Origin of the sequence: Treponema berlinense (assembly GCF_052273165.1) — a bacterium.
Lineage (GTDB): Bacteria > Spirochaetota > Spirochaetia > Treponematales > Treponemataceae > Treponema_D > Treponema_D berlinense_A.
Genome location: NZ_DAVZIU010000002.1, coordinates 1 through 23721, shown reverse-complemented (window position 1 = coordinate 23721; position 23721 = coordinate 1). Strand labels below are relative to the sequence as shown.

General features: G+C 39.8%; 23 protein-coding genes. 18 read left to right on the top strand and 5 right to left on the bottom strand.

Translation table 11 applies throughout. From position 1 onward, the window contains the following. Positions 1-128 precede the first annotated feature (128 nt). From ilvB to fliJ, 13 genes are all read left to right on the top strand, one after another. Positions 129-1850 (top strand): biosynthetic-type acetolactate synthase large subunit, encoded by a 1722-nt coding sequence (ilvB, locus tag ACT6XC_RS01310; protein WP_443740539.1) that lies wholly within the window; start codon positions 129-131, stop codon positions 1848-1850. Positions 1851-1852: 2 nt separating this feature from the next. Next, positions 1853-3280: an argininosuccinate lyase gene (gene argH / locus ACT6XC_RS01305; protein WP_443740538.1), complete on the top strand. Its 1428-nt coding sequence runs from the start codon at positions 1853-1855 to the stop codon at positions 3278-3280. Between the two features lie 68 nt (positions 3281-3348). Beyond that, the gene (locus ACT6XC_RS01300; RefSeq protein ID WP_443740537.1) at positions 3349-4152 is read left to right on the top strand and encodes an amino acid ABC transporter substrate-binding protein; all 804 of its coding nucleotides are present in this window, start codon (positions 3349-3351) and stop codon (positions 4150-4152) included. An 87-nt stretch (positions 4153-4239) separates the two neighbouring features. After that, on the top strand, positions 4240-4875 hold the full coding sequence (locus ACT6XC_RS01295; RefSeq protein WP_443737106.1) for an amino acid ABC transporter permease: 636 nt from the start codon (positions 4240-4242) through the stop codon (positions 4873-4875). 46 nt (positions 4876-4921) lie between these two features. Beyond that, positions 4922-5674, top strand: coding sequence for an amino acid ABC transporter ATP-binding protein (locus ACT6XC_RS01290; protein ID WP_443740536.1), 753 nt, complete (start codon positions 4922-4924; stop codon positions 5672-5674). A gap of 41 nt (positions 5675-5715) precedes the next feature. After that, positions 5716-6132: a flagellar basal body rod protein FlgB gene (gene flgB, locus ACT6XC_RS01285; RefSeq protein ID WP_443740535.1), complete on the top strand. Its 417-nt coding sequence runs from the start codon at positions 5716-5718 to the stop codon at positions 6130-6132. A gap of 48 nt (positions 6133-6180) precedes the next feature. Continuing rightward, a complete protein-coding gene (gene flgC / locus ACT6XC_RS01280; RefSeq protein ID WP_443737104.1) occupies positions 6181-6642 on the top strand; it encodes a flagellar basal body rod protein FlgC in 462 nt (153 codons plus the stop codon). A 241-nt stretch (positions 6643-6883) separates the two neighbouring features. Further along, entirely contained in the window at positions 6884-7198 is a 315-nt protein-coding gene (fliE, locus tag ACT6XC_RS01275; RefSeq protein ID WP_443740534.1) for a flagellar hook-basal body complex protein FliE, read from the top strand. Between the two features lie 142 nt (positions 7199-7340). Further along, positions 7341-9125, top strand: a complete 1785-nt coding sequence (fliF, locus tag ACT6XC_RS01270; protein WP_443740533.1) for a flagellar basal-body MS-ring/collar protein FliF — start codon at positions 7341-7343, stop codon at positions 9123-9125. 3 nt (positions 9126-9128) lie between these two features. After that, positions 9129-10208 carry a flagellar motor switch protein FliG gene (gene fliG / locus ACT6XC_RS01265; protein ID WP_443737101.1) on the top strand — a complete coding sequence of 360 codons (1080 nt, stop codon included), beginning with the start codon at positions 9129-9131 and terminating at the stop codon, positions 10206-10208. Between the two features lie 48 nt (positions 10209-10256). Next, entirely contained in the window at positions 10257-11201 is a 945-nt protein-coding gene (fliH, locus tag ACT6XC_RS01260) for a flagellar assembly protein FliH (RefSeq protein WP_443737100.1), read from the top strand. A 20-nt stretch (positions 11202-11221) separates the two neighbouring features. Beyond that, positions 11222-12724, top strand: coding sequence for a FliI/YscN family ATPase (locus tag ACT6XC_RS01255; protein WP_443737099.1), 1503 nt, complete (start codon positions 11222-11224; stop codon positions 12722-12724). A 36-nt stretch (positions 12725-12760) separates the two neighbouring features. After that, positions 12761-13168 (top strand): flagellar export protein FliJ, encoded by a 408-nt coding sequence (gene fliJ / locus ACT6XC_RS01250; protein WP_443740532.1) that lies wholly within the window; start codon positions 12761-12763, stop codon positions 13166-13168. A 5-nt stretch (positions 13169-13173) separates the two neighbouring features. On the opposite strand, the gene ACT6XC_RS01245 is transcribed toward fliJ, so the two are convergent. Together ACT6XC_RS01245 and ACT6XC_RS01240 are read right to left on the bottom strand one after the other, a co-directional pair. After that, positions 13174-14814: a nucleoside kinase gene (locus ACT6XC_RS01245; protein WP_443740531.1), complete on the bottom strand. Its 1641-nt coding sequence runs from the start codon at positions 14812-14814 to the stop codon at positions 13174-13176. A 48-nt stretch (positions 14815-14862) separates the two neighbouring features. Then, positions 14863-15333 carry an arginine repressor gene (locus ACT6XC_RS01240; RefSeq protein ID WP_443737096.1) on the bottom strand — a complete coding sequence of 157 codons (471 nt, stop codon included), beginning with the start codon at positions 15331-15333 and terminating at the stop codon, positions 14863-14865. A gap of 207 nt (positions 15334-15540) precedes the next feature. Here ACT6XC_RS01240 and aroF point away from each other — a divergent pair, with 207 nt between their 5' ends. From aroF to ACT6XC_RS01225, 3 genes are read left to right on the top strand one after another with little or no spacing between them, the layout of a single operon-like run. Further along, entirely contained in the window at positions 15541-17481 is a 1941-nt protein-coding gene (gene aroF / locus ACT6XC_RS01235; RefSeq protein WP_443740530.1) for a 3-deoxy-7-phosphoheptulonate synthase, read from the top strand. Positions 17482-17535: 54 nt separating this feature from the next. Beyond that, positions 17536-18027, top strand: a complete 492-nt coding sequence (gene ilvN / locus ACT6XC_RS01230) for an acetolactate synthase small subunit (protein ID WP_288517301.1) — start codon at positions 17536-17538, stop codon at positions 18025-18027. Beyond that, positions 18027-19757 (top strand): hypothetical protein, encoded by a 1731-nt coding sequence (locus ACT6XC_RS01225; protein ID WP_443740529.1) that lies wholly within the window; start codon positions 18027-18029, stop codon positions 19755-19757. Before ilvN ends, ACT6XC_RS01225 begins: the two co-directional genes overlap by 1 nt. Here the strand turns inward: ACT6XC_RS01225 and ACT6XC_RS01220 are convergent. Together ACT6XC_RS01220 and ACT6XC_RS01215 are read right to left on the bottom strand one after the other, a co-directional pair. Next, positions 19754-20311: an MBL fold metallo-hydrolase gene (locus ACT6XC_RS01220; RefSeq protein WP_443740528.1), complete on the bottom strand. Its 558-nt coding sequence runs from the start codon at positions 20309-20311 to the stop codon at positions 19754-19756. The genes ACT6XC_RS01225 and ACT6XC_RS01220 overlap by 4 nt on opposite strands. A gap of 1 nt (position 20312) precedes the next feature. Next, a complete protein-coding gene (locus tag ACT6XC_RS01215) occupies positions 20313-20990 on the bottom strand; it encodes a pentapeptide repeat-containing protein (protein WP_443737092.1) in 678 nt (225 codons plus the stop codon). 52 nt (positions 20991-21042) lie between these two features. Here ACT6XC_RS01215 and ACT6XC_RS01210 point away from each other — a divergent pair, with 52 nt between their 5' ends. After that, positions 21043-21327 (top strand): hypothetical protein, encoded by a 285-nt coding sequence (locus ACT6XC_RS01210; protein WP_443740527.1) that lies wholly within the window; start codon positions 21043-21045, stop codon positions 21325-21327. 2 nt (positions 21328-21329) lie between these two features. After that, entirely contained in the window at positions 21330-22157 is an 828-nt protein-coding gene (murI, locus tag ACT6XC_RS01205; RefSeq protein WP_443740526.1) for a glutamate racemase, read from the top strand. A gap of 67 nt (positions 22158-22224) precedes the next feature. On the opposite strand, the gene ACT6XC_RS01200 is transcribed toward murI, so the two are convergent. Next, the gene (locus ACT6XC_RS01200; protein ID WP_443740525.1) at positions 22225-23421 is read right to left on the bottom strand and encodes an NADP-dependent isocitrate dehydrogenase; all 1197 of its coding nucleotides are present in this window, start codon (positions 23419-23421) and stop codon (positions 22225-22227) included. Between the last annotated feature and the right edge of the window lie 300 nt (positions 23422-23721).

Below are 23721 nucleotides of genomic sequence, written 5' to 3'. Positions count from 1 at the left end.
TCCGATTATTATACGAAAATTACAGGTTTAGGTGTAGAGTGTGCGCAAATTGCAGATTATGTTGATGTTGTGCAAGGTTCTCAAAATCATTAAAATAAAAAATTATAATAATTGGTCTAGGAAGCAAAATGAAAATTAATGGTTCTCAAATTGTTATTGAGTGTTTGATTGAGCAGGGGGTAGACACTGTCTTTGGTTATCCTGGTGGAAATATCTTAAATATTTATGATGCTCTTTACAAAAATTCTGACCGCCTTACCCATATTTTAACGGCTCATGAACAGGCTGCTGCCCATGCTGCCGACGGTTACGCACGTTCTACAGGTCGTGTTGGAGTTTGCATGGCAACAAGCGGTCCTGGAGCTACAAACCTTGTAACTGGAATTGCAACTGCTTACATGGATTCTGTTCCGATGGTTGCTATTACCTGTAACGTTGGAACTCCTTTGCTTGGAAAAGACACTTTTCAGGAAATTGACATTACTGGCGTAACTTTGCCAATTACAAAACACAATTTTATGGTAAGACGGGTTGAAGACCTTGCATATATTTTCCGTCAGGCTTTTATAATTGCAAAATCTGGAAGACCTGGACCTGTTTTGATTGATATTCCAAAAGACATTACAGCTGCAATGTGTGAATTTGAACCTCTCAAAAAAGGCGATGACGGTTCTGCTGTCTTAATAAAAGAAAATTCGAATTTCAAGCGGGTTATGAGCGTAAATGTTCCTTCCGATGAAGAATTAAAATTGGCCGCAGAAATCATAAATAAATCAGAACGACCCGTTATCTACGCTGGTGGAGGAATAAAAATTTCTGGCGCAGAAAAAGAGCTTTTGGAATTTGCAGAAAAAGCTTCAATTCCTGTTTCTGAAAGCCTTATGGGACGCGACGTTTTTCCTGCAAATCATCCTCTTTGTACGTGGATGGTCGGAATGCATGGAACCCGTGCAAGCAATATGGCTGTTACAGAAAGCGATCTTGTTTTGGCGCTTGGTTCTCGTTTTTCTGACCGCGTAATCGGCGATCCAAAAAAATTTGCTGAACATGCGACAGTATTTCATATTGACATTGATCCTGCAGAAATCAATAAAAACATTCATGCTGGCGGTGAACTTGTAGGCGACTTAAAGTCAATTTTGACACGTCTTTTGCCTTTAATCGAAAAAAAATCACATTCAGAGTGGCTTGAAAAAATTGCCGTATGGAAAAAAGAAATTCCTGCAAGCTATTCAATTATAAAACCGAACTCTGTAAATCCAAAATTTATGCTCGAGACTGTTCACAAATATGCAGGCGACGATGCTTTTATTACTACGGAAGTCGGCGAACATCAGATGTGGACAGCCCAGTTCTATCCGTTTGAAAAACCTCGTACTTTCCTTACATCCGGCGGTCTTGGAACCATGGGGTACGGCACTGGCGCTGCAATGGGGGCGCAGGTAGCAAATCCTCGTGGACGTGTAGTTCATATTGCAGGTGACGGTTCTTTTAGAATGAATTGCAATGAGCTTTGTACAATTGCACGCTATAATCTTCCAATCGTAATTGTCCTTGTAAATAACGGCACGCTCGGAAATGTCCGTGTATGGCAAAAACTTTTCTACGAAAAACGATACAGCCACACGACGCTTGATTTTGGTCCCGACTGGAAAAAACTTGCAGATGCTTACGGCGTAGGTTACGTAAAGGCAAACAATAATGATGAATTTGAAAAAGTATTCAAGACTGCATTTGCCGAAAAAAAACCGTACATTGTCGATACGATTGTTGATATTGACGAAATGATTTTTCCAATGGCAATTCCTGGAAAACCAATTGACGAGCAGATGATGTGCTGGGGAAACTAAAAATGGCAGAAAATAAATCTCACGGAACAATTACAAAAGACAATCATGCAGCATTGTGGCACGGACGTTTTGCAGAAGGACCGGATGCCGCGGCAGTTGAATTTGAAACTTCGATTCACGTAGATGAACGCATGGCATTGGACGATATTCGCGGTTCAAAAGCTCATGCTGCGATGCTCTCTAAACAGAAGATTATTTCTGAAAAAGAAAATGAAGAAATTCAAAAAGGTTTGGATTCTATTGAACAGGATTTAAACTCTGGAAAACTTTCAATTGATTATTCTGCCGAAGATATTCATTCATTTATCGAAGCTACCTTGACGGACAGAATTGGCGAAAGCGGAAGAAAGCTCCACACAGGACGAAGCCGCAACGACCAGATTGCCCTTGATGAAAGACTTTACCTTAGACGCGTAATTCCTGAGCTTCAAAAACAGATTGCCTCTTTAATAAAAACTCTTGCAGATATTGCGTCTAAACATAAAGATTCTCTTTTGACTGGCTACACACACATGCAGCACGCTCAGCCTGGAACTTTGGCACAGCATTTGTGTTCTTGGGCTTGGATGCTCGTGCGTGATTACGAAAGGCTTTCTGATAGTTTGAAAAGAATTTCGCTTTCTCCTTTGGGAAGTGGCGCTCTTGCCGGTTCAGATCTTCCTTTGAACCGTGAATATGTGGCGGAACTCTTGAATTTTGACGGAGTAACTCAGAATTCTCTGGACAGCGTTGCCGACCGTGATTACTGTATCGAATTTACTTCTGATTTTTCGCTTATTCAGATGCATTTGAGCCGTATGTGCGAAGAAATAGTCTATTGGTCTACGACAGAATTCGGTTTTGTTGAATTGAGTGAAAAATGGTCTACAGGTTCTTCAATTATGCCGCAGAAAAAAAATCCTGACTTTGCAGAATTGATCCGCGGACGTACAGGAAGGGTTTACGGCGACCTTATGAACCTTCTTACGATGATGAAAGCTCTTCCTATGAGTTATGACCGCGACATGCAGGAAGATAAGGCGCCTCTTTTTGATGCTCTTGACTGTGTTCAGGGGAATATCATTGTTTTTGAAGCTATGATAGCAAGCGCAAATTGGAACAAAGAAAAGATGGCTGCAAGTTGTGAAGGCGGTTTTGCAAATGCGACAGATGTTGCAGATTATCTTGTATGCAAGGGAATGCCTTTTAGAACTGCACATGGAGTTGCTGCGCAGTGTGTCCGCCTTGCGATTGATACTGGAAGAAAAGCAATCGAGGAATTGACGCTTTCAGAAATCAAGTCAATCAGCCCGCTTTTTGAAGAAGACTTGTTTGCTAAAATTACGCCACAAGCGTGTATGCGTGCAAGAAAAACAACTGGCGCGCCAAGTCCTGAGCAAACAGAAAAACAGATTGCATCTCTTTTGGCATTTTGCGAAGGAAAAATCTAGTTTATTTATAAAAACAATGTTTTTATTTTTTTAAGTTTGCGTTGCAAACTTTTTAATAGGAGTAAAAAATGAAAAAAGTTACTTTGTTTGTATGTGCTCTTGCCGCACTTACAGTTTTTGCTAGCTGTTCTAAAAAAGAAGTTGGAGATAATTCTCTCGAAGCGCTCAAAAGTCGTGGAGAATTTATTCTCGGTCTTGACGATTCATTCCCTCCGTTGGGATTCCGTGATTCTTCAAACGAAATCGTTGGATTTGACATTGACCTTGCAAAAGAAGTTTCTTCTCGTCTTGGTGTAAAATTCCGCGCTCAGCCGATTAACTGGGATTCAAAAGAGCAGGAACTTGCTACTGGAAACATCGACTGTATCTGGAACGGTCTTACAATGACCGAAGAACGCAAAGCGGCGCTTTCATTTTCTAAACCCTATCTTAAAAATGCGCAGGTTTTGGTTGTAAAAAAGAATTCGGGAATTAAAAAACTTTCTGACATGGCAGGAAAAAAAGTCGGACTTCAGGCAGGTTCTTCTGCCTCAGATGCGGTTGAAGCTTCTCCTGATTTTAAACGTTCTGTAAAATCAATAATCGAGTTCAAAGACAATATCATGGCTTTAAACGACCTTGAAATTGGCGGAGTTGATGGTGTTGTAATGGATCTTATCGTTGCAAACTACGCAATCAAGACTTCTGGAAAACCATTTGAAGTTCTTTCTGAAGGCTTGTCTCCTGAAGAATACGGAATTGCTTTTCGTAAAGGTGATGTAAAACTTACGAACGAAGTTCAGAAAACTCTCGAAGCGATGGCTGCTGACGGAACTGTTGCTAAAATTGCTGAAAAATGGTTCGGTTCTGATATTACAGTAATCGGAAAATAACTAGAATTAAAGTTGAATTAAAATTCGTAAGAAAAATGAACTGGATTTGCTTTTTTGCAGATTCAGTTTTTAAACTTATAAAAAAATATGGCAAAACTTATATTAACAATGCTTCAATCGAGTTTGGTTTCGCTTGAAGTTTTCTTTTTAACGCTGCTTTTTTCAATTCCTCTTGCTTTGCCGATTACAATGGCGCGCGTGTCGAAATTTAAGCCTCTTTCTATGCTGGCAAATGCTTTTCTGCTCATAATCCGCGGAACTCCGTTGATGCTCCAGTTGATTGTCGTTTATTTTGGTCCTTTCTATCTTTTTAAGTTTTCCTGGGATCGTTTTACCGCGGCAATTATTGCGCTTTCGGTAAATTATGCCTGTTATTTTGCAGAAATTTATCGAGGAGGATTGCAGTCGATTTCTGTCGGTCAGTATGAAGCTGCAAAAGTTCTCGGCTATTCAAAGACACAGACTTTTTTTAAGATTGTTTTGCCTCAGGTTGTAAAGAGAATTGTTCCTCCGATGGGAAACGAGGTAATTACTCTCGTAAAAGATACCGCATTGGTAAGCGTAATCGGAGTAGTCGAGCTTTTAAGAACGGCTCAAACTCATTCAAGCAGACTTTTTAGCACGACACCGATTTTTATTGCCGGTGTATTTTATTTTTTGATGAACTGGGTTGTAACGGCTGTCTTTATTCACCTTGAAAAAAAACTTGATTATTATAAATAAGACATTTTTTTTAAACTGAAAATTCAAAACTGGCGGATATATAAAGATGAGTATAATTTCTGTAAAAAACGTAAATAAATTTTTTGGAGACGGAGTTCAGGTTTTAAAAGACGTGTCTTTTGAAGTTGAACAGGGCGAAGTTCTTGGAATTATCGGTCCTTCTGGCTCTGGAAAATCGACTCTTCTTCGTTCTGTTGCCCAGCTTGTAAAAATTGACAGCGGAACTATTACAATTTGCTCCCAGCAGCTTGTAAAAGACGGCGTTTATGCAGATAAAAAAACTCAAAGAGAAATAGCCTTAAATCTCGGCTTTGTTTTTCAGAATTTCAATCTTTTTCCGCATTATTCTGTCTTAAAAAATATAATGGATCCTCAGGTTACGGTTCTTGGTGTTCCTAAGAAAGATGCCGAAGAGACTGCGGTTCACCTTATTCAGCGCATGGGACTTTCTGGAAAAGAAAACAATTATCCATGCGAACTTTCAGGTGGCCAGCAGCAGCGTGTTAGCATTGCGCGTGCTCTTGCCTTAAAGCCAAAGGTTTTGCTTTTTGATGAGCCTACAAGTGCCCTCGATCCTGAACTTACAGGAGAAATTCTTGAAATTATCCGCGGACTTGCAAAGTCAAAAATGACGATGATTGTCGTAACTCACGAAATGGCATTTGCCCGCGATACAAGCGACAAAATTCTGTTTCTTGACGCAGGTCATGTTGTTGATTACGGCGATCCACAAGAACTTATAAACAATCCTAAAAATATCCGCATGCAAGAATTTTTAAAACGCTTTAACAATCGATAAAAAATTATAAACAAAAAAAATCAACTGCCGATATATTTAATATGAATACTTTTACAAGGTCAGTTGAACTTTTACACCGTGCGATGGATGTTAATTCGTTGCGGTATCAGGTTTCTGCAAACAATATAGCAAACTCAGAAGTGCCGAATTACAAAAGGCAGACTGTCAATTTTGAAAGTGAATTAAAACGTGCTTTTGAAAGCGAAGCAGATAAAGCCCATAAATTTGAATTGACCAGAACAGACAGCAGACATTTTTCCCTTGAAGAGCCTTATGACTGGAAAACTGTTGAACCTCGTCGTGTTACTGATTGGACGACAACTGCGGATGCCAACGGAAATAACGTTGATGCGGAATATGAAGCAACTGTTGTTTTGAAAACGCAGATGAACTACAGGCTTTTAGCCCAACTTCAGAATTTTGAATTTAGCCAGGTAAAACTTGCAATGAGAAAATAGTTTTTTCTTGCTTTTGATAAGAATTGAGTTTTTTATGGGAGACTTTTTATGGGAATGTTTACTTCAATCAATATTGCAACGACAGGAATGAGCGTTGAACGTCTTCGTTCTGATGTAATTTCAAATAATATTGCAAACGTTTCTACGACACGCACTCCTGAAGGCGGAGCATTTAAAAAATCTTCTGTAATTGTTGAGCCAATCGCTTCTGCTCATCCGACATGGCGAATGCCTTTTGTAAATGCTGAGCAGGACAATGGTCCTGGAAAAGGCGTTCGCGTAAAAGAAATTGTAAAAGATACTTCAAAAGGCCGCATGGTTTATGATCCGTCAAATCCAGATGCAATTCAATCTGGTCCAGATAAAGGCTATGTTGAATATCCGAATGTAAATATTGTAAACGAAATGGTAAACTTAATTTCAGCAAGCCGCGCTTATGAGGCAAACTCTACTGTAATTCAAGGCGCAAAGGACATGTTTTCTGCAGCGCTTGAAATTGGAAGAGGCTAATTTTTTTTCTGATTGTCCAAATGATTCTGTAGACAAGCAGCGGCAATTTGATTAAAATTTTTGTGGGTAAAAGGGAAGATGTAAGATAAAAACAGCCGAAAATGGCGTCTGTTTTTATCTTTAAAAGTTTGCGTTGCAAACTTTCTTATAATATGTTGTTTCTCTCTTCGTTGCGAAACAACTTAAAAAGTCAATCCTAAAACTGAAGTTTTAATCTTGACTTTTTATGGGAGGTCAATAAATGAATGTTATGAATATTTCAAACGTTTCTGACTTGTCGTACACAAATTCTTTTCAGTCAAACAGTGCAAAAATTTCAACTCAAAATACAAATAAACGCAGTTTTGAATCTTATATTCTTGAAGCTGTGGATGCTGTAAACGAAAAACAGCTTGATGTAAGCCGTGTTGAGCAAAAACTTATTACAGATCCTGATTCCGTGGGTATTCACGATGTTATGACCGCAATGGCAAAGGCGCAAATGTCTCTGAATCTTGCACAGACGGTGATTGACAGACTTCTTACAGGCTGGAGCGAACTTCAGACAACCCGTTAACGCATAAAAAATATCTTTTCTGTCTTTTCTTTGTAAAAAATATATGTTATTATAGAATGTATTTAAAAATCTTTAAAACTGAGATTTTAAGGTTTTTCCTTTTTTATAGAAATTCTTGAAATTCGGTCACGGGAGGGGACAGATGATCGAATGGCTTAAACAACTGCCGGCTAAAATCAAAGAACTTTGGGCTAAATGGAAACCTGTTCAGAAAGGAATTTTCATTGGCATTGTGCTTCTTGTTGTTGTTGCGCTTGCTCTTATGTTCAGAGTAAATTCTGCGCCAGCCGGAGTGCCACTTTTTACAACTGTTATTCGAGATGAAGATGCCCGCGAAAATATTACAATGCGTCTTGATCAAGATAACGTAGATTTTCGAGTACGTGAAGACGGACTTATTATTGTAAATGACAAAAAAACTGCCGAAAAAATGAAGAGCATTTTGATTACTGAAGGTCTTGTTCCTAAGGAAGTCGATGCTTTTAATCTTTTTGACAAAAGCAGCTGGTCTGATACTGATTTTGACAGAAATATAAAGCTTCAGCGTTCGCTTACAAAACAGTTAAAGCAGCATATCCTTGCAATTGACGATATTGCGAATGCAACTGTAGATCTCACTTTTCCAAAAAAAGAACTTTTTTCGACCGACCAGAAACCTGTTACCGCTTCTGTTATTGTTACGTTCAAGCCAAACAGCACAATGCCGGAAGAAAGAAAACGCTTAAAAGGTCTGCAGGATTTAATTTTGCGTTCTGTCGTTGGTCTTACTGCCGAAAATCTTACTCTTTCTGATAATTTTGGAAATATTTTAAATGATTTTGAAAGCCTTGCGGAGAGCGATCGTCTGGACAATATTCGCAAGGGAAATAAAATAATCAGTGAAGAAGAAGAGGCTCTCAGAAAACGTGTACTTGAAAGTCTTCAAAAAAACTTTAACGGCGCTGACCGTGTACGCGATTTGGTTGTAAAAATTGAAAAAGATTTGAACTTTGTTTCAAAGGATCAGACTATTTATACTCCGGTAATTATAACGGAGCAGGATCCTGACAAGCCTTATGACACGACTGAAAAAAGAGAATCGATAACTCTTTCTTCTCAAGAAATAAAGAAAACTTGGACTGGAACAGGCTATAATCCTGAAGGTCCGGCTGGAGTTGAAGGGCAGAATCCTCCAGTTTATTCCGATATGTCGAATGTAATTGGAAAATCGACCGAAGAAGGAATTACAAAAAACAACGTTGTAAATAAAGAAGAGCGTCATACAGATCAAAATTACGAACTTAAACGTATTTCTGCTTCTGCGAACATTGACGGTCGTTGGGAAACTATCATTGACAAAAACAGAAAGCCGATTGTAATAAACGACCAGAATCTTTCTGAATGGCAGTCTTACTGTCAGCAAAATGAAATTTCACTGGATAACTGTCGCTTGAGCATAGGCCACTTTTTTCGGGTTTATCATCCTGTAAGTCAGAAAGTTATTGATGATGTTACGAAGATTGTTCAAAGCGGAATCAATTACCAGAAAAAACGTGGAGATTCGGTTTCTATTACGAGTTTTCCGATTCCAAGGGACAAAGAGTGGGAAATTGAAGAAGATGCGTATTTCCGCAAGGAAGAAACAAGACGGACTGTGCTTTTTTCTCTTGCAGGAATTACCGTAATTCTTCTGGCATTTATCATCTTTAGGTTTATTAGCCGCGAACTGGACAGAAGACGCCGTTTGCGAGAAGAAGAGATTTTGCGGCGTCAGCAGGCGGAACGCGAAAAAGCTCTCTGGGATGCAAAACAGGATGGACTTCAGGACGTTACAATGTCTGTCGAAGAGCGTAAACGCGCCGAACTTCAAGAAAATGCAATTGCAATGGCAAAAGAACATCCAGAAGACGTTGCAATGCTTATTCGTACATGGCTGCTGGAGGAATAATTTATGGCTGATGAAAAAGCAAAGACCGCTTCAAAACCGGCAACTGTAAAATCCGGCGGTAAAAAGTCTGGCGCAAAAGATTATAAAAACCTTACTGGACGGCAAAAGGCTGCAATATTTTTGGTTTCTCTTGGAAGCGATGTTTCTGCCGAAATTATGAAGCACTTGCGCGAAGATGAAGTAGAAACCTTGACTTTTGAAATTGCAAGGCTCGAAACTGTCGATGCCGATTTTAAGGATCAGGTTCTTGAAGAATTTCAGAGTCTCATGGATGCGCAGAACTTTATTTCTACTGGCGGTATCGATTATGCCCGCGAACTTCTCGAAAAATCTCTTGGTTCTCAGAAGGCGATAGATATTATCAATCGTCTTACCTCGAGCCTTCAGGTGCGTCCGTTCGACTTTATCCGTCGTACAGATCCATCTCACCTTTTAAACTTTATTCAAACTGAATATCCGCAGACCATTGCCCTTATCCTTGCTTATCTTGAACCAAATAAGGCAGCAATAATTTTGCAGAATCTTCCTGCAGAAATCCAGCCGGAAGTTTCTCGCCGTCTTGCAACAATGGACCGTACTTCTCCAGATGTTTTGCGCGAAGTTGAACGCGTTTTGGAGAAAAAACTTTCTACGCTTTCTAGCGAAGATTATACAGCAGCCGGTGGTGTTGAATCGATTGTTGAAATTCTTAACCTTGTTGACCGTTCTTCTGAAAAGCAGATTATCGAATCTTTGGAAGAAGACGATCCAGATCTTGCAGAAGAAATCAAAAAGAGAATGTTCGTTTTCGAAGACATTGTTATGCTCGACGACCGTGCAATTCAGAAAGTTCTGCGCGAAGTCGATACTCAAGAACTTGCAAAGGCCTTAAAGTCTGTAGACACGGAAGTTCAGGACAAAATTTTCCGCAATATGTCAAAACGTGCTGCAAGCATGTTAAAAGAAGATATGGAATTTATGGGACCTGTTCGCTTGAAGGACGTTGAAGAAGCCCAGCAAAAAATTGTTTCTACAATTCGTCGTCTTGAAGATGCTGGTGAAATTGTTATTGCACGTTCTGGAGAAGACGAACTGGTTGTTTAATATTGCATTTCAAAAAAATAAAAAGTATTTTTGTAGAGGGACAGAATCATGAATAAGAACTTGTTTCAGCCTGGCGAAATAAAGACAAAAGAGGGCGAATTTAAGCTTGGGCTGGTTCATACTTTTGAAGAGCCTGTTGAAGAAGTTGAAGTTGAAGAAGTTCCTCAATACACAGGTCCTACTGCAGACGATTTAAAGCGTGAGGCTGAAGATTTTAAAGTTCAATGGGAATCAGAAAAGCAAAAAATGCTTGACGATGCTCAGGCTCAGGCCAATGCAATAATTGAAAGTGCAAAAAATGCTGCTTTTGAGGAAGTAAAAAAACAGACAGACGAAGCTCAGACAATAAAGGCTCAGGCAGAAAATGAGGCTCAAAAAATAATTGCGGATGCAAGAGAGCAGGCCAGCCAGATTCAGGCAAAATCGGAAATCGAAAAAGACGAAATAAAGCGGAATTCCTATGAGGAAGGCTTAAAAGAAGGAAAAAAAGACGGATATGATTCTGGAAAAGAAGAAGTAAATCGTCTTATTGACCGCAGCCATAAGATTCTAGAAGCCGTACTGAACCGCCGTGAGCAGATTTTAAACGAAACAGAAGAGCAGATAATTCAACTTGTTCTTTTAATGACGCGGAAAGTTGTAAAAGTAATGTCAGAAAATCAAAAATCTGTCGTAATGGCAAATGTTTTGTCCGCCCTCAAAAAAGTAAAGGCTCGTGGAGATGTCACAATCCGCGTAAACCTCGAAGATGTAAAACTGACAACCGAACACATAAAAGATTTTACAGAACAGGTTGAAAGCGTGAACGGAATTACTGTCGTAGAAGACAGCTCTGTCGAAAAAGGTGGCTGCATCGTCGAAACTGATTTTGGAGCAATCGATGCAAGAATTTCAAGCCAGCTTTCTGAGCTCGAAAGTAAAATTCTGGAAATTTCACCTATGAAACCAATTCAGAAAAATCCTGCTTCTGCACAAACTGCTGCTCAAAAATAGTTAATAGGTTCGGAAAAAGAATGGAACAATTTTTTGACAAATACTTAAAAACCGTTCTTGATACGGAAACAATTCTCTACACTGGAACCGTTACCGCAATAAAAGGGCTTATGATCCGAAGTCGTGGACCTTATGCAAAAATCGGTGAGCTTTGCACTATAAAAAATGCAGACGGAACTGAACTAGTTGCAGAAGTTGTAGGTTTTGACCAGGAAGAAAATGCTGTAAACTTGATGGCTTATGGCGATACAAAAGGTATAATGGCAGGAAGTGAAGTCGTTGCAAGCGGAAAAGAGTTGCGGGTTCCTGTCGGAAAAAAACTTCTCGGACGCATAATCGACGCTCTTGGACGGCCTTACGACAGAAAAGGTCCCCTTCAAAACGATGAATATTATCCTGCAATTGCGCCTGCTCCTGATCCTTATACAAGGAAAGACATAAACAGACGTATTATAACCGGTGTAAGGGCAATTGATTCTCTTTTAACTTGCGGAAAAGGTCAGCGACTGGGGATTTTTGCAGGATCTGGCGTTGGAAAATCGACTCTTCTTTCAATGATTGCGAGAAATACTAATGCCGACGTAAATGTAATCGGACTTATCGGTGAACGTGGACGCGAAGTTATGGACTTTATTGAGCACGATTTAGGCCCTGAAGGAATGAAACGCTCTGTTGTAGTTGTTGCAACTGGAGACCAAAGTTCAATCGCCCGTCTTCGTGCTGCTTATACGACCACAGCAGTTGCCGAGTATTTTAGAAATCAAGGAAAAGACGTGATGCTTATGATGGACAGCGTTACTCGTTTTTGCCATGCTCAGCGCGAAATTGGAACTGCAAACGGAGAACCTCCAACTCAAAGCGGTTATCCTGCAAGCGTATGGGACATGCTTCCGAAACTTTTGGAGCGCACTGGTACAAACGACAAAGGCTCAATTACGGCTTTTTACACAGTTCTTGTCGACGGAGACGACCTGAATGAGCCTGTAAGCGACAAGGTGCGCGGAACTTTGGACGGACATATTGTTTTAAGCAAAAAACTTTTCCGTGAAAGGCATTTTCCTGCAATCGATATAACTTCTTCTATAAGCCGTCTTTGGGACGATGTTACAGGACCTCAGACACAGCAGGCTGCAAATAAAGTGAGTCGCTTGATTTCAATCTATGAAGAAAACAAAGACATGATAAATGCCGGAGTTTATGTAAAAGGAAGTAATCCAGAAATAGACGAGGCGATTGAGCGTCATCCTGCAATTGAAGAGCTTCTGACACAGTCAAAAACAGACCATTGTACAATCGAAAATACGCTTCAGATTTTGAGCGCAGTTTCTGGAATTGAAATTCCTGAGGACGAATATTCGGAAGACGCAGGGCTTGGCAAAAAAACGACAGCTCAGCTTGTTCAGGAAAGGAAAATAGACGATGTCGCAAGTTCTAATGAACTTTCAAACGAAAACATGACAGCTCAAACTGCAAATTCTCTCGAACAGGCGGCAAAAGCGCTCGGCGGACTGTCTAAAAAATAAGACAAGTTAAAAAATATGCAGAAATTTGTCTTTAACATGCAAAAAATTTTGAATCTCCGCAAGTTTGAAGAAAAACAGGCGCAAGCAGAACTTGGAAAGGCCGTAAGCGCTGAAGCCCAGATTCAAAACACCCTCGATTTGCTTGCTGAACAGAACGTGCAGACCGTAAAAAACTCAAAAGGTATAAAGAACGTTCTTGAACTTCATAACCTGAATAATTATCTAAAGCTTTTAACCCAGCGCAAAGAGCAACTTCTCAAAGAACTTGCTCAGGCACAACTTGAAACCGAACAAAAACGCGAAAAAATGAAAGACGCAATGCTCAAAGTCAAGGCCCTCGAAAAGCTTAAGGAAGCACGGCAAAGGGATTGGGCTCTTGAAAACAAACGAAAAGAAGAAAAAGAACTTGATGACATCGTCAATTCAAAGCAATTCAGAACTTGAGCGTTTTAGTAATGGAAACTTGAGCCACCGATAAATTCTCGGACAATAGACTGTTTAGGAATATATGTTTCTGGAATCTGGTCAAAGTTATCTAAAAAACGCAGTAGACGTCGGGCCTCGCTGAATTCTGGCATATTCGGTTTTACTGCGTGCAAAAGCGGACTTGCGTAGACTTTTAAAACAGGGATTTCGTAGTCGAGGGCGGTATTCAAAACTGCATCAGCATTGTTCTGAAACGGAAAAATATGCAGAAGTTCACCTTTCTGTACGCTTTGCCACATTCCGATAGTGTCTGCGGCGGATTTGCCTCTAAAACGTGAGTCGCGAACTATGCGGCGGATAAGACGGTTGTCGCTCGAAGGAATACGCGTGTGGTCGTCGATATTCAGTTGGGTAAGAGCTGAAAGATAGATTTTGAACTTAAACTCATCCTTTACTTTTGGAGTAAGCTTGTCGTTTAGACCGTGGATTCCTTCCATAATGAGTATGTCGTTTTGGGCAAGGCGCATGGTTTCGCCAGTGTAATAAGGCTGTCCTAAATCAAAATTGTAAGAAGGAACCTTTATTTCTTTTCCGTCAAAAAGGTCGTTGAGGTTTTGGTTTAAAAGTTCAATGTTGAGGGCTTCAAGACATTCGTAGTCGTAGTTTCCATTTTCGTCCTTTGGATTTTTTTCGCGTCCTACATAATAGTTGTCGAGCGAAATTACTTTTGGATTATAACCGAATGCCTGCAGATGAAGGGCGAGTTTTTTTGCAGATGTTGTTTTTCCGGAAGATGAAGGCCCTGCGATTAAAACAACTTTTACGTTTTTGCGCTCGTGGATTTGTTCTGCGACCTTTGCGTAATTCTGAGACTGGAAAGTTTCTGTAATGTCGATAAAGTCGTTCACCTTTCGTTTTAGAATCAGCCGGTTTAAATCAGCCGCATTCTTTACGTTTACGGTTTTTCCCCAGTTTTTGTATTTTTTATAGATTTCAAAAATCTTGGGGTTGTCGGAAAATTCGCCGAGTTTTTCAGGTTCTTTTTCAGACGGAAATTGCAGCAAAAAGCCTTCATCATAAGGCAAAAGATCAAAGAATTTTATTTGTCCTGTAGTAAGCGAGCAAGGCCCCTGAAAAATATCAGAAAAAGAGCCGAGGGTATTTACAGTTACTTGGGGAGCGCAACGGTATTCAAGCTGGGCGCGGGTGTCTTTTAATCCGTTTTTTTCAAAAAGTTCGCAGGCTGCTTCGTAAGAAGTAATCAAAGTCTGGATTGTCTCGTTTTGTTGGACGATGGAACGCATTTCGCTTTTTATAAGCTCAACCTGCTGTTTTTCTGCCGGAGAATCGTCAAAAGTGTAATAATATGATGAACCCAAACTGTGTCCGATTAAAAGTCTTTTTTCTGGAAAAAGTTTGTGAACGGCGGCGGCAAGAATAAAGCAGAGCGTGCGCCTGTAAACCGCTACACCGTCTTTAGAATTAAGATATACTGGTTCTAGAGTTCCGTCTGTGAGCATCCTCCAAGAAAGCGGAAGAATTTCGTTATTAAGGCGCAATGCCATAAGAGGAGATGAAGTTTTTTTGAAGTTTGAAAGAAGTTCAGTTCCCTGGGTGCCGAAGTGGCACTGGATTTTTTTGTTTTCGATTGTCAATGTAAGCATAAACTACATTATACCCGATTGGCAAATTTTTATAAACAAATTTATTCGTCAATCGTCGAGATTTGGAATGTGCTTTTTTAAGGCTTTCATAAAATGCTCGCCTGTTACGTTTTTTCTGAGGCTTGCAAAAATGCAGTTGTCGCCAGCTACTGTTCCCAAAATTTCGTTCAAATTGAGGCTGTCCAGCGCGTTTGCTACAGAATTTGCCTGTCCGCTGAAAGTTTTTATTACGACTGTGGAATCGTTCCATTCAATGCTGACATAACCTCTCATAAAGTCTTGTACAAAAATCTCTTCGCTTTCGCCACGATCGTCTTCTCCAGGAAGAGTGTAAACATAGCCAGCGTGACCGTCGCTCACTTTTCCGACTTTTAAAAGTTTTAGGTCGCGGGAAAGGGTTGCCTGGGTAACCTCATATCCTTCGTTTGTCAAAAGTCCAAGAATTTCTTCCTGGCTTTTTATTCTGTTGTTTTTTATAAGCTTTTTTATGGCCTTGAGCCTTGAAGTTCGTTCTTTCAAAAGGTTGTCCTTCTGCATATTGTTACATAAAAAAATGCAGTTTTTGCGGAAATTATCCATTTTCTTGCATAAATTATGTATAAAAATACAAAAAGTGTCAAATAGAGGAAAACAGTTTTGCGACGTTGCAGGGTGCTGTTCAAAAAAAAATTCCAGAATTGTAGAAGTCTTGTTTTATATTTTTTTATTTTGCTGTAATATGATTTTATGGTAATTGTTCTTAAAAATGATGTCAGCGAAAACGAAAAAAAGAATATAAAAACTCTCTTAAAGTCTAAAAATTTTAAGATTAACGAAGTAAAAGGTGATGAATCTACGATTCTTGCAGCGGTTGGACGGCTTGCCATGGATATTCGTGAAGTGGAAGTTCTTCCGGGTGTTGCAAAAGTTGTGCCGATTTCAAAACCGTACAAACTTGCCAGCCGTGAATTTAAACCAGAAAACACAGTCGTAGATATTCCAAACAATCGCGGTCAGATTATAAGAATTGGTGGAAGCAGGCTTGTTTCTATTGCAGGTCCTTGTGCTGTCGAAAGCCGGGAGCAGATGCTTGAAGCGGCCGCGGCAGTCAGTGCAAGCGGTGCTGTCATGCTTCGCGGAGGAGCCTTTAAACCGCGGACTTCGCCTTATGCATTTCAGGGGCTTGGAGAAGAAGGCTTAAAATACTTAAAAGAAGCTGGAGAAAAATACGGACTTCCTGTTGTTACAGAAATTGTCGATGCAGAATATATTCCCGTTATGGAAAGTAATGGGGTCGATGTCTATCAGGTTGGTGCTCGCAATATGCAGAATTTTGAGCTTTTAAAAAGGCTTGGAAAACTCGGTAAACCTGTTATTTTAAAGCGTGGTCTTTGCGCTACAATTCAAGAATGGCTTATGTCTGCCGAATACCTGCTCTCTAGTGGAACAGACAAGGTTATTTTGTGTGAAAGAGGAATCCGTACTTACGAAACTGCTACGCGCAATACCTTGGATTTAAGTTCAATACCAGTTTTGCGAAGCCTTACACATCTTCCTGTGATTGTAGACCCTAGCCATGCAGTTGGTGTCCGCGATAAAATTCCTCCTATGGCTCTTGCCGCTGTCGCTGCTGGTGCAGACGGAATTATTGTCGAAGTTCACTGCCACCCGGAACAGGCTCTCTCAGATGCGGCGCAAGCGCTTTATCCAGAGCAATTTGAAAAAATAATGCGAGATGTCGAAACACTTGCTCCTGTAATTGGAAAACAAGTTGCCCATATTCGTGCAGAAGAAAAAACAGAGCCTAAATCATTGCAGGGCGAAGAAAATAAAACTTCAAAACGCGTGCTCTGTGCTTTTTCCGGAAAAAAAGGCGCTTATGCAGAACAGGCAATCTTTAATTATTTTGAAGATGTGGCTGAACCTGTCGAGGCTGATTCGTTTGACGAGATTTTTCAGGAAGTTGTTGACGGCAAAGTTCAGTATGGAATGATTCCTATAGAAAACTCAACTGCGGGTTCTGTTTACAACAATTATGACAACCTTACGCGCTACGAAGATATTTCGATTGTCGGTGCGGTTACAATCCGGGTTGAACACAGTATTTTAGCTCCAAAAGGCGCAACCCTCGAATCAATCAAGCATGTCTACAGTCATCCGCAGGGACTTGCTCAATGTTCTAATTTTATAAAAAAATATGGATATAAGACTGTGGATACTGTTTCTACAGCGACAGGAGCGGAACTTGTAAGCGAAAAAAACGACATTTCTTGCGCAGCTATTGCAAATGCGCGCAATGCAAAACTGTATGACTTAGATGTTCTTCGTCAGGGAATCGAAAATGATCCGAACAATTACACCCGCTTCGTAATAATCGCCGCAAATCATACAGAAAATTCTCCTAAATTATTGGGAGAGCAAAAGCCAAACCGCGCAACTTTGATGTTCTCGACAAAAAACGAAGCTGGTGCTCTCTACGATACTTTGGGCGTGTTTAAAAATGCAAAATTGAGCATGAACCGGCTTGAATCGCGTCCGATTGCAGGAAAACCTTGGAAATACTGGTTTTACAGCGATGTAGTTATTCCTTCTGATGTAAAAAATCCGGTAAAATATATTGACGACTTTATAAATGTCTTAAGGTCGAATGCAGAAGACATAAGGCTTTTGGGCGTTTATTATGAATAAATAAAAATTTATTTAAGTAAAAACGGTCAGTTTGACAAAAATAGAGGTAATTATATGGAAAAATTTGTTCTTTCAGTTCTTGTAGAAGATAAATCCGGCGTTTTGAGCCGTGTTTCTGGTCTTTTTAGTCGCCGCGGATTCAATATTGCGTCTCTTACGGTTTGCGAAACTCATAATCCAGAACAGTCGAGAATGACAATTGTCGTTGCAGGCGACGAATATGTTCTTGAGCAGATTGAAAAGCAACTTTCAAAACTTGTTGAAGTAATTTCAATCAGCCACTGCAAAAAAGAAGAAACCTGCGAACGCGAAATGGCATTGATAAAAGTAAAGGCGACTGGAACTGAACGGGCTGTAATAATCGAAACTTGTCAGATTTTCCGTGCGCATATTGTAGACGTTTCTTTCAATTCTGTAATTGTAGAAGCAACAGGAAGCGAAGAAAAAATCGAAAGTCTTATTCGCCTTCTTGAGCCTTATGGAATTCTTGAACTTGTAAAAACAGGTCTCGCCGCAATGGAACGTGGCGAAAAAGTAATGAAGTAATGATAAAAAAAATAATATTCTGGACTTTATTCTGCGCGTTTGTCGCTTCGTGTTCTCAAAAAACTGATTTTAATTTGCAGATTCCTGACGGAACCGAAATAGAAGAAAGTCCAGTTATAAAAAAAACTGCTCAGAAAAACGACTTTTACATTTTTGAAAAAAGCCAGCAGGAACGGATTGATTTGTTCCGCGGAATGCAGGGAAGTGCGGCCGTCTGTATAAAACTTAAGGTTGAAAAAACTTCTTACAAAAAAGACGGAAGCCAAAATATGGCAAGCCTTGGTTTTTTGTATAAAAGTGATTTTAAGGGTAAGACTTCTGTTGTTTTTCCACTTTCTTCAAGGTCGCTTATAAATTTTAATTTTGATGATTTTGAAGGGCAGTGCGTAGAAATTGTTTATTCTCTTGAACGCGGAAAAGAATGTCCTGCTGGTTTTTTTGTTGATTTGAGCGGTTCAAAAGCAAAATATTCTGTCGTTTTGGTGCAGATTGCACAAGCGTCCGTTGGTTTTGATTATTCTCAGGATTGTGAACTCTATGCCTTTGCTCCGAATGGCGGAAGCCTTGTAAAAGGTACAAAAAAAATTGATTTTTCTGCGCTTGCAATGTGCTTTTCTCCTGTAAATTCAGAAAAAGCCCTTATGCCAAAGATTTGCTTTTCATTTAACCAGAATGCTGACAGTGTAAAATTCACTTCTGGTGGCGAGCGCTTTACAGTTCGCAACGGTGGTTCTGATTATCTTGATGTTCCTGTGTCAGCCTTGAAATCTCCTTTTTCGGAACTGGAAATAACGGAAAATGCAGAGCAGATAAAAAGTGTTATGGCTGTTTCCAGCGACTGGAATCTTCTTGAAAATTCTTCAGGCATTGTTTCTTCTCCTGTTAATCCAATAAAAGTTGATCCAGGACTTATAATGCAATGGCCTCAAAAAAACTGGCGTGGTAACGATTACGAACTTTTTGAATGGGACAGGTTTTCCGGTATACTTTTTTTTGATATTGCAAATTACTCTGTTCAAAATGACTTTTTCCGCCGGCTTGCTTTTTTCGTAGAAAAGCAGGGCTTTAAGGGAAAACTTTTATCAGATGCACAACTTGAAGGCAAACATGGCTACAATGCGCATGATTACCGAGCTTACGATTTGGCACGCTTTTTTGAAAAAGCCAGAGACGAAAATTTTCCTTTGAATAAAAAAGAACTTCTTTTGCGCGAAATCCTCCTTAAAAACTCAATTATCGTTCAAAATGAAGACGGAAGTTTTTCGGAAGGTCGAGGGGCTGTAATTTCAATCAGTCAGGAAAGCCCTCTTTATTTGAGAACAACTTTTGTTGCACATGAAGGCTGGCACGGAATATTTTTTGTTGATGAAGATTTCCGCAATACCGTTTCGAGTGTGTTTTATTCGCTTCGAATGGCAGATCCGAGGGCGATTGATTTTCTTATAAAGTATTTTCAAGTTACACCTTCGCTTAATTATGACACCGAAGATGAGTATCTTCTCAAAAACGAATTTATGGCTTATATGCTTCAGCGTCCAGTTTCTGCTTGTGAAAAATATTTTACGGACATGGCAGCCCGCTCTCACTCCCAGTCTTTTATAAAAGAGGAAGCTGATTATATAATCGAAACAAAGGCGGCAGGTTTTTCTGGTTCAGCACAAATGCTCGAAGATTACGTAAAAAGTCGTTGGAACCTTTCTGCTGGACGCGTTTGGCTTTTGAGTCGCTAGATATCAATATTGAACGAGCGTTCTGCGGCAACTGTCGTTATAGGTCCGTGTCCCGGCATAATCGTCGTGTCTTCGGGGAGAGAGAGAATTTTCTGCTCAATTCCACGCTTTAAAATCATCTTTGAGTAATTGGAATTTGTTTCTCCGATTGTTCCTGCTCCTATTACATCTCCAGAAAAAAGAACAGTTCCGATTTTGTAAACAATCGAGTCTGGAGAATGTCCAGGCACAGGAAAATATTCAATTTCGAGGTTGGCAAGGTTCAGTTTTCCTTCGCCGTGAATTACCTTTGTCTGAATTCCAAAAATATTGGATTCGGCGGCATAAACCTCGGTATCATAAATCTTTAAAAAGGTTTTTAAACCGCGCAACTGGTCTTCGTGGTTGTGAGTAACCAAAACTGCAACTGGCCTGTAATGGTTGTCTTCGAGTTGGTTTATCATTTCCTTTGTAATTTTTCCAGGATCGATGATTACGGCTTCGGAGGTCTCTTCGTTTACGACAACATAGCAATTTGAAAAACTTTCAATGTTCAGATGGAAGTAGATTTTCATTTTAGTTTGCTCCTGTATTCGGCAGAGAAGTTTCTTCGGCATTTCCTGTAAAAAGTGCGCTTCCGCGCTTGTCAAAGATTGCTTCGTTTGTGTTTGAAAGTTTGAATGAAACGTTGTTTGTCTGGACTTCAAAAAAAACGGTTTTTTTAATGTTGCAGTTTCTGAGCGAAGTGTCTACCAAATGAGAGCGTATAAAACGGCTGTTGTACAAATCGGAATCGTCAAATGAAGACTGATAGCTTGAAAGTCCGTTAAAATTGTCCTGAATTAAATCAGAACCCGTAAAAAGTACATGAATGAGTTTTGTTCCGGCAAAAGAACAGAACTGCATATTGCTTTGAATCAGATTGCAATCCGTAAAAACTGTAAAGTCGAATTTGCACATTCTGCAATGAATTTTAACACAGTCCAATTCAGAAAAAAAACAGTGAGAAAAATCGCAGCCATAAAAGCGGTGTCCGCTCAATGCTGATTTTGAAAATGTTATTCCTGAACAGTTTAGACCGACAATTTTCTGGTTTTCGGAAATATATTTTAGAAGGTCATTTTTTGCTTTTTCAGGTTCTTTTGTGTGCTTGTAGCAGAATTGAGAGTTTTCGATCAGGTTTCCGTTTTTGTCGATATAAGAAATTGAATTGCGTTTGCAACCAGGATGTGTGCATGGATTATTTAAAAACATAAATCAATTGTATGGGATTGAATGATTTTTATCAAATATTTAAACTGTATTTATGTGCAGAAAATGTGGAAAAAAAATTGAAATTTCAGAAATTTACAGAAATACGCTCTGCCCTGTTTGCGGTGCGGATTTACACAGTTGCATAAACTGCCGTTTTTATTCACCAGAAAGTCATTTTGGTTGCAAAGAAACGGTTGAAGAACTTATTACGGACAAAGAGCGTTCTAATTTTTGTGAATATTTTTCTGTAAATAAAGACGATTTTGCAGGAACTGATAGTTTTTCTCAAAAATCCCAGGAAGCACGTTCTGCCTTTAACTCTCTTTTTGGAAATTAAAAATGAAGTCTGATTTTTGTTGTGCCGATTTTGCTTTTTTAGACTCTGGAACAGGCGGAATTCCGTATATGATTGCATTAAAGCAAAAGCAACCGTCTGCCCGTTGTGTTTACCTCGGAGATACAAAACATTTTCCTTATGGTGAAAAATCTGTTGAAGAAATTACCGAATGCGCGTCAAAATCGATTTCGCTTATTGAAAAAAAATGGAATCCTCATACCTTAATAATCGCCTGTAACACGATTTCTGTAACTGCGCTCAAAAGACTTCGTTCACTTTTTCCTGAATTGCCGATTGTAGGAACGGTTCCAGCAATAAAACTTGCGGCAAGGCTTACATTGAATAAAAAAATCGGCTTTTTAGCGACAAACGCTTCTGTCAATTCTCCTTACAGCAAACGCCTGATTGATGATTTTGCAGAAAATTGCCAGGTTTATTGCCGTGGAGATCCCGAACTTGTGCGTTTTATCGAAAAAGATTTTTTTACGGCTTCTATTGAACAGAAAAAAAATGCTGTAAAACCTGCGGTTGATTTTTTTGCCTCAAACGGCTGCGATGTGATAATCCTTGGCTGTACCCACTTTACTCATATAGCAGATATAATGCAGCTTGTTGCTGGAAACAATGTAAAAGTAATCGACAGCAGGGAAGGAGTTTCGAGACAGGCAATCCGCGTCGAAAGCGAAGAGTCTTCTAAAAAAACAGAATATCTTTCGGATTCTTTTAAGGATATGTCCTTTTTTGCAACCGCCGCTACTCCTGAAGAAGAAAAAGAATATAAACTGCTTTGCAAAAGGCTTGATATTCCATGGGGAGGAATTGTTCAATAAAAAACGGTTTACAGAGTGCGGAGGCAAATCCATAAACCGTTACGTTAATTAAGAAGTTAATCAGACCTTACAGTTTTTTTGCAATTTCGTCTATAAAGTCCCAGGAATTTACTATGTGTTCAGCTTTTGGTTCTGAAAGAAGAGCTAGATCGCCAGTCATTGTTCCGCTTTCGATTACATCGAGAGTTGCTTTTTCGAGTTTTTTTGCAAAATCTACCAGATCCTGTGTTCCGTCGAGTTCGCCTCGTTTTGTGAGCGCTCCTGTCCAGGCAAAGATTGTTGCAACTGGGTTTGTTGAAGTTTTTTCGCCTTTGAGATAGCGGTAATAGTGCTTTTGAACAGTTCCGTGGCTTGCCTCGTATTCAAATTCTCCGTTTGGAGAAACAAGAACTGAAGTCATCATAGCAAGGCTTCCGCAGGCAGAAGCAATCATGTCGCTCATAACGTCGCCGTCATAGTTTTTACATGCCCACAAAAATCCGCCCTTTGACTTCATTACGCGGGCAACCGCGTCGTCAATCAGAGTGTAAAAATATTCAATTCCAGCTTTTTCGAATTTTTCTTTGAATTCTTCGTCGTAGATTTTCTGGAAGATTGCTTTGAAGTTGCCGTCATAGATTTTAGAAATAGTGTCCTTTGTTCCGAGCCAGCAGTCTATTTTTTGATCGAGGGCATAGTTAAAACAACAGCGGGCAAAACTTTCGATAGAAGAATCAAGGTTGTGCATTCCCTGAAGAACGCCAGGTCCTTTCATAACTTGAATTGTTTTTCTGATTTCTTTTCCGTCTTCGCCTGTAAAAACAAGTTCTGCTTTTCCTGCGCCTGGAGTTTTGATTTCGCAGTTTTTATAAACATCGCCATAGCCATGACGACCGAGAACAATTGGTTTTTCCCAGCTTGTTACGTTGCAGTGAATGTTTTTTACAAAAATCGGCGCACGGAAAATTGTTCCGTCAAGTTCTCCACGCAAAATTCCGTTTGGAGAAGGAGTGAGTTGCTTTAAATGGTATTCTTCCATTCTGGCAGCGTTGGAAGTGATTGTTGCGCATTTTACGCCGACACGAAGGCTTTTGATTGCATCTGCCGCTTCATAAGTTACTTTGTCGTCTGTTTCGTCGCGGTTTTTAAGACCCAAGTCGTAATATTCGGTCTTGAGCTCAACAAAAGGTTCCAAAAGTTTTTCTTTGATTACAGCCCAAAGCACGCGAGTCATTTCGTCGCCGTCGAGTTCTGCAATTGCGTTTTTCATCTGTATTTTAGACATAACACACCTCAAATTCTATTAAACTGATTATATAGAAAAATAAAATCTCTGAAAATAAGCAGCGCAGAAAAAAGGCCAGGATTTTTTTCGTGTAGGCAGGCAGTGTCTTTTGTTTAAGCAAAACTCGTTTTCTACTGTGCACCTCGTTACTTTGTGGCAGGGATTTTTGCATGCCAAGGCATGCTGCTAGTTTTGTTAGCACAAAACTAGATTATATAACTGTGTGCTAAAGCGCACGTCCTGCCACTTTGTGGCAGGGATTTTTGCATGCCAAGGCATGCTGCTAGTTTTGTTAGCACA

Bases quoted from the DNA above. Each gene is read 5' to 3' on its own strand.
- flgB (WP_443740535.1), top strand. From the start codon at position 5,716: ATGAATACTTTTACAAGGTCAGTTGAACTTTTACACCGTGCGATGGAT.
- flgC (WP_443737104.1), top strand. From the start codon at position 6,181: ATGGGAATGTTTACTTCAATCAATATTGCAACGACAGGAATGAGCGTT.
- ACT6XC_RS01225 (WP_443740529.1), top strand. From the start codon at position 18,027: ATGATAAAAAAAATAATATTCTGGACTTTATTCTGCGCGTTTGTCGCT.
- aroF (WP_443740530.1), top strand. From the start codon at position 15,541: ATGGTAATTGTTCTTAAAAATGATGTCAGCGAAAACGAAAAAAAGAAT.
- argH (WP_443740538.1), top strand. From the start codon at position 1,853: ATGGCAGAAAATAAATCTCACGGAACAATTACAAAAGACAATCATGCA.
- ACT6XC_RS01220 (WP_443740528.1), bottom strand. From the start codon at position 20,311: ATGAAAATCTACTTCCATCTGAACATTGAAAGTTTTTCAAATTGCTAT.
- ACT6XC_RS01215 (WP_443737092.1), bottom strand. From the start codon at position 20,990: ATGTTTTTAAATAATCCATGCACACATCCTGGTTGCAAACGCAATTCA.
- fliF (WP_443740533.1), top strand. From the start codon at position 7,341: ATGATCGAATGGCTTAAACAACTGCCGGCTAAAATCAAAGAACTTTGG.
- ACT6XC_RS01255 (WP_443737099.1), top strand. From the start codon at position 11,222: ATGGAACAATTTTTTGACAAATACTTAAAAACCGTTCTTGATACGGAA.
- ACT6XC_RS01295 (WP_443737106.1), top strand. From the start codon at position 4,240: ATGGCAAAACTTATATTAACAATGCTTCAATCGAGTTTGGTTTCGCTT.
- ACT6XC_RS01245 (WP_443740531.1), bottom strand. From the start codon at position 14,814: ATGCTTACATTGACAATCGAAAACAAAAAAATCCAGTGCCACTTCGGC.
- ACT6XC_RS01300 (WP_443740537.1), top strand. From the start codon at position 3,349: ATGAAAAAAGTTACTTTGTTTGTATGTGCTCTTGCCGCACTTACAGTT.
- fliE (WP_443740534.1), top strand. From the start codon at position 6,884: ATGAATGTTATGAATATTTCAAACGTTTCTGACTTGTCGTACACAAAT.
- murI (WP_443740526.1), top strand. From the start codon at position 21,330: ATGAAGTCTGATTTTTGTTGTGCCGATTTTGCTTTTTTAGACTCTGGA.
- ilvN (WP_288517301.1), top strand. From the start codon at position 17,536: ATGGAAAAATTTGTTCTTTCAGTTCTTGTAGAAGATAAATCCGGCGTT.
- ilvB (WP_443740539.1), top strand. From the start codon at position 129: ATGAAAATTAATGGTTCTCAAATTGTTATTGAGTGTTTGATTGAGCAG.
- ACT6XC_RS01200 (WP_443740525.1), bottom strand. From the start codon at position 23,421: ATGTCTAAAATACAGATGAAAAACGCAATTGCAGAACTCGACGGCGAC.
- ACT6XC_RS01290 (WP_443740536.1), top strand. From the start codon at position 4,922: ATGAGTATAATTTCTGTAAAAAACGTAAATAAATTTTTTGGAGACGGA.
- fliJ (WP_443740532.1), top strand. From the start codon at position 12,761: ATGCAAAAAATTTTGAATCTCCGCAAGTTTGAAGAAAAACAGGCGCAA.
- fliG (WP_443737101.1), top strand. From the start codon at position 9,129: ATGGCTGATGAAAAAGCAAAGACCGCTTCAAAACCGGCAACTGTAAAA.
- fliH (WP_443737100.1), top strand. From the start codon at position 10,257: ATGAATAAGAACTTGTTTCAGCCTGGCGAAATAAAGACAAAAGAGGGC.
- ACT6XC_RS01210 (WP_443740527.1), top strand. From the start codon at position 21,043: ATGTGCAGAAAATGTGGAAAAAAAATTGAAATTTCAGAAATTTACAGA.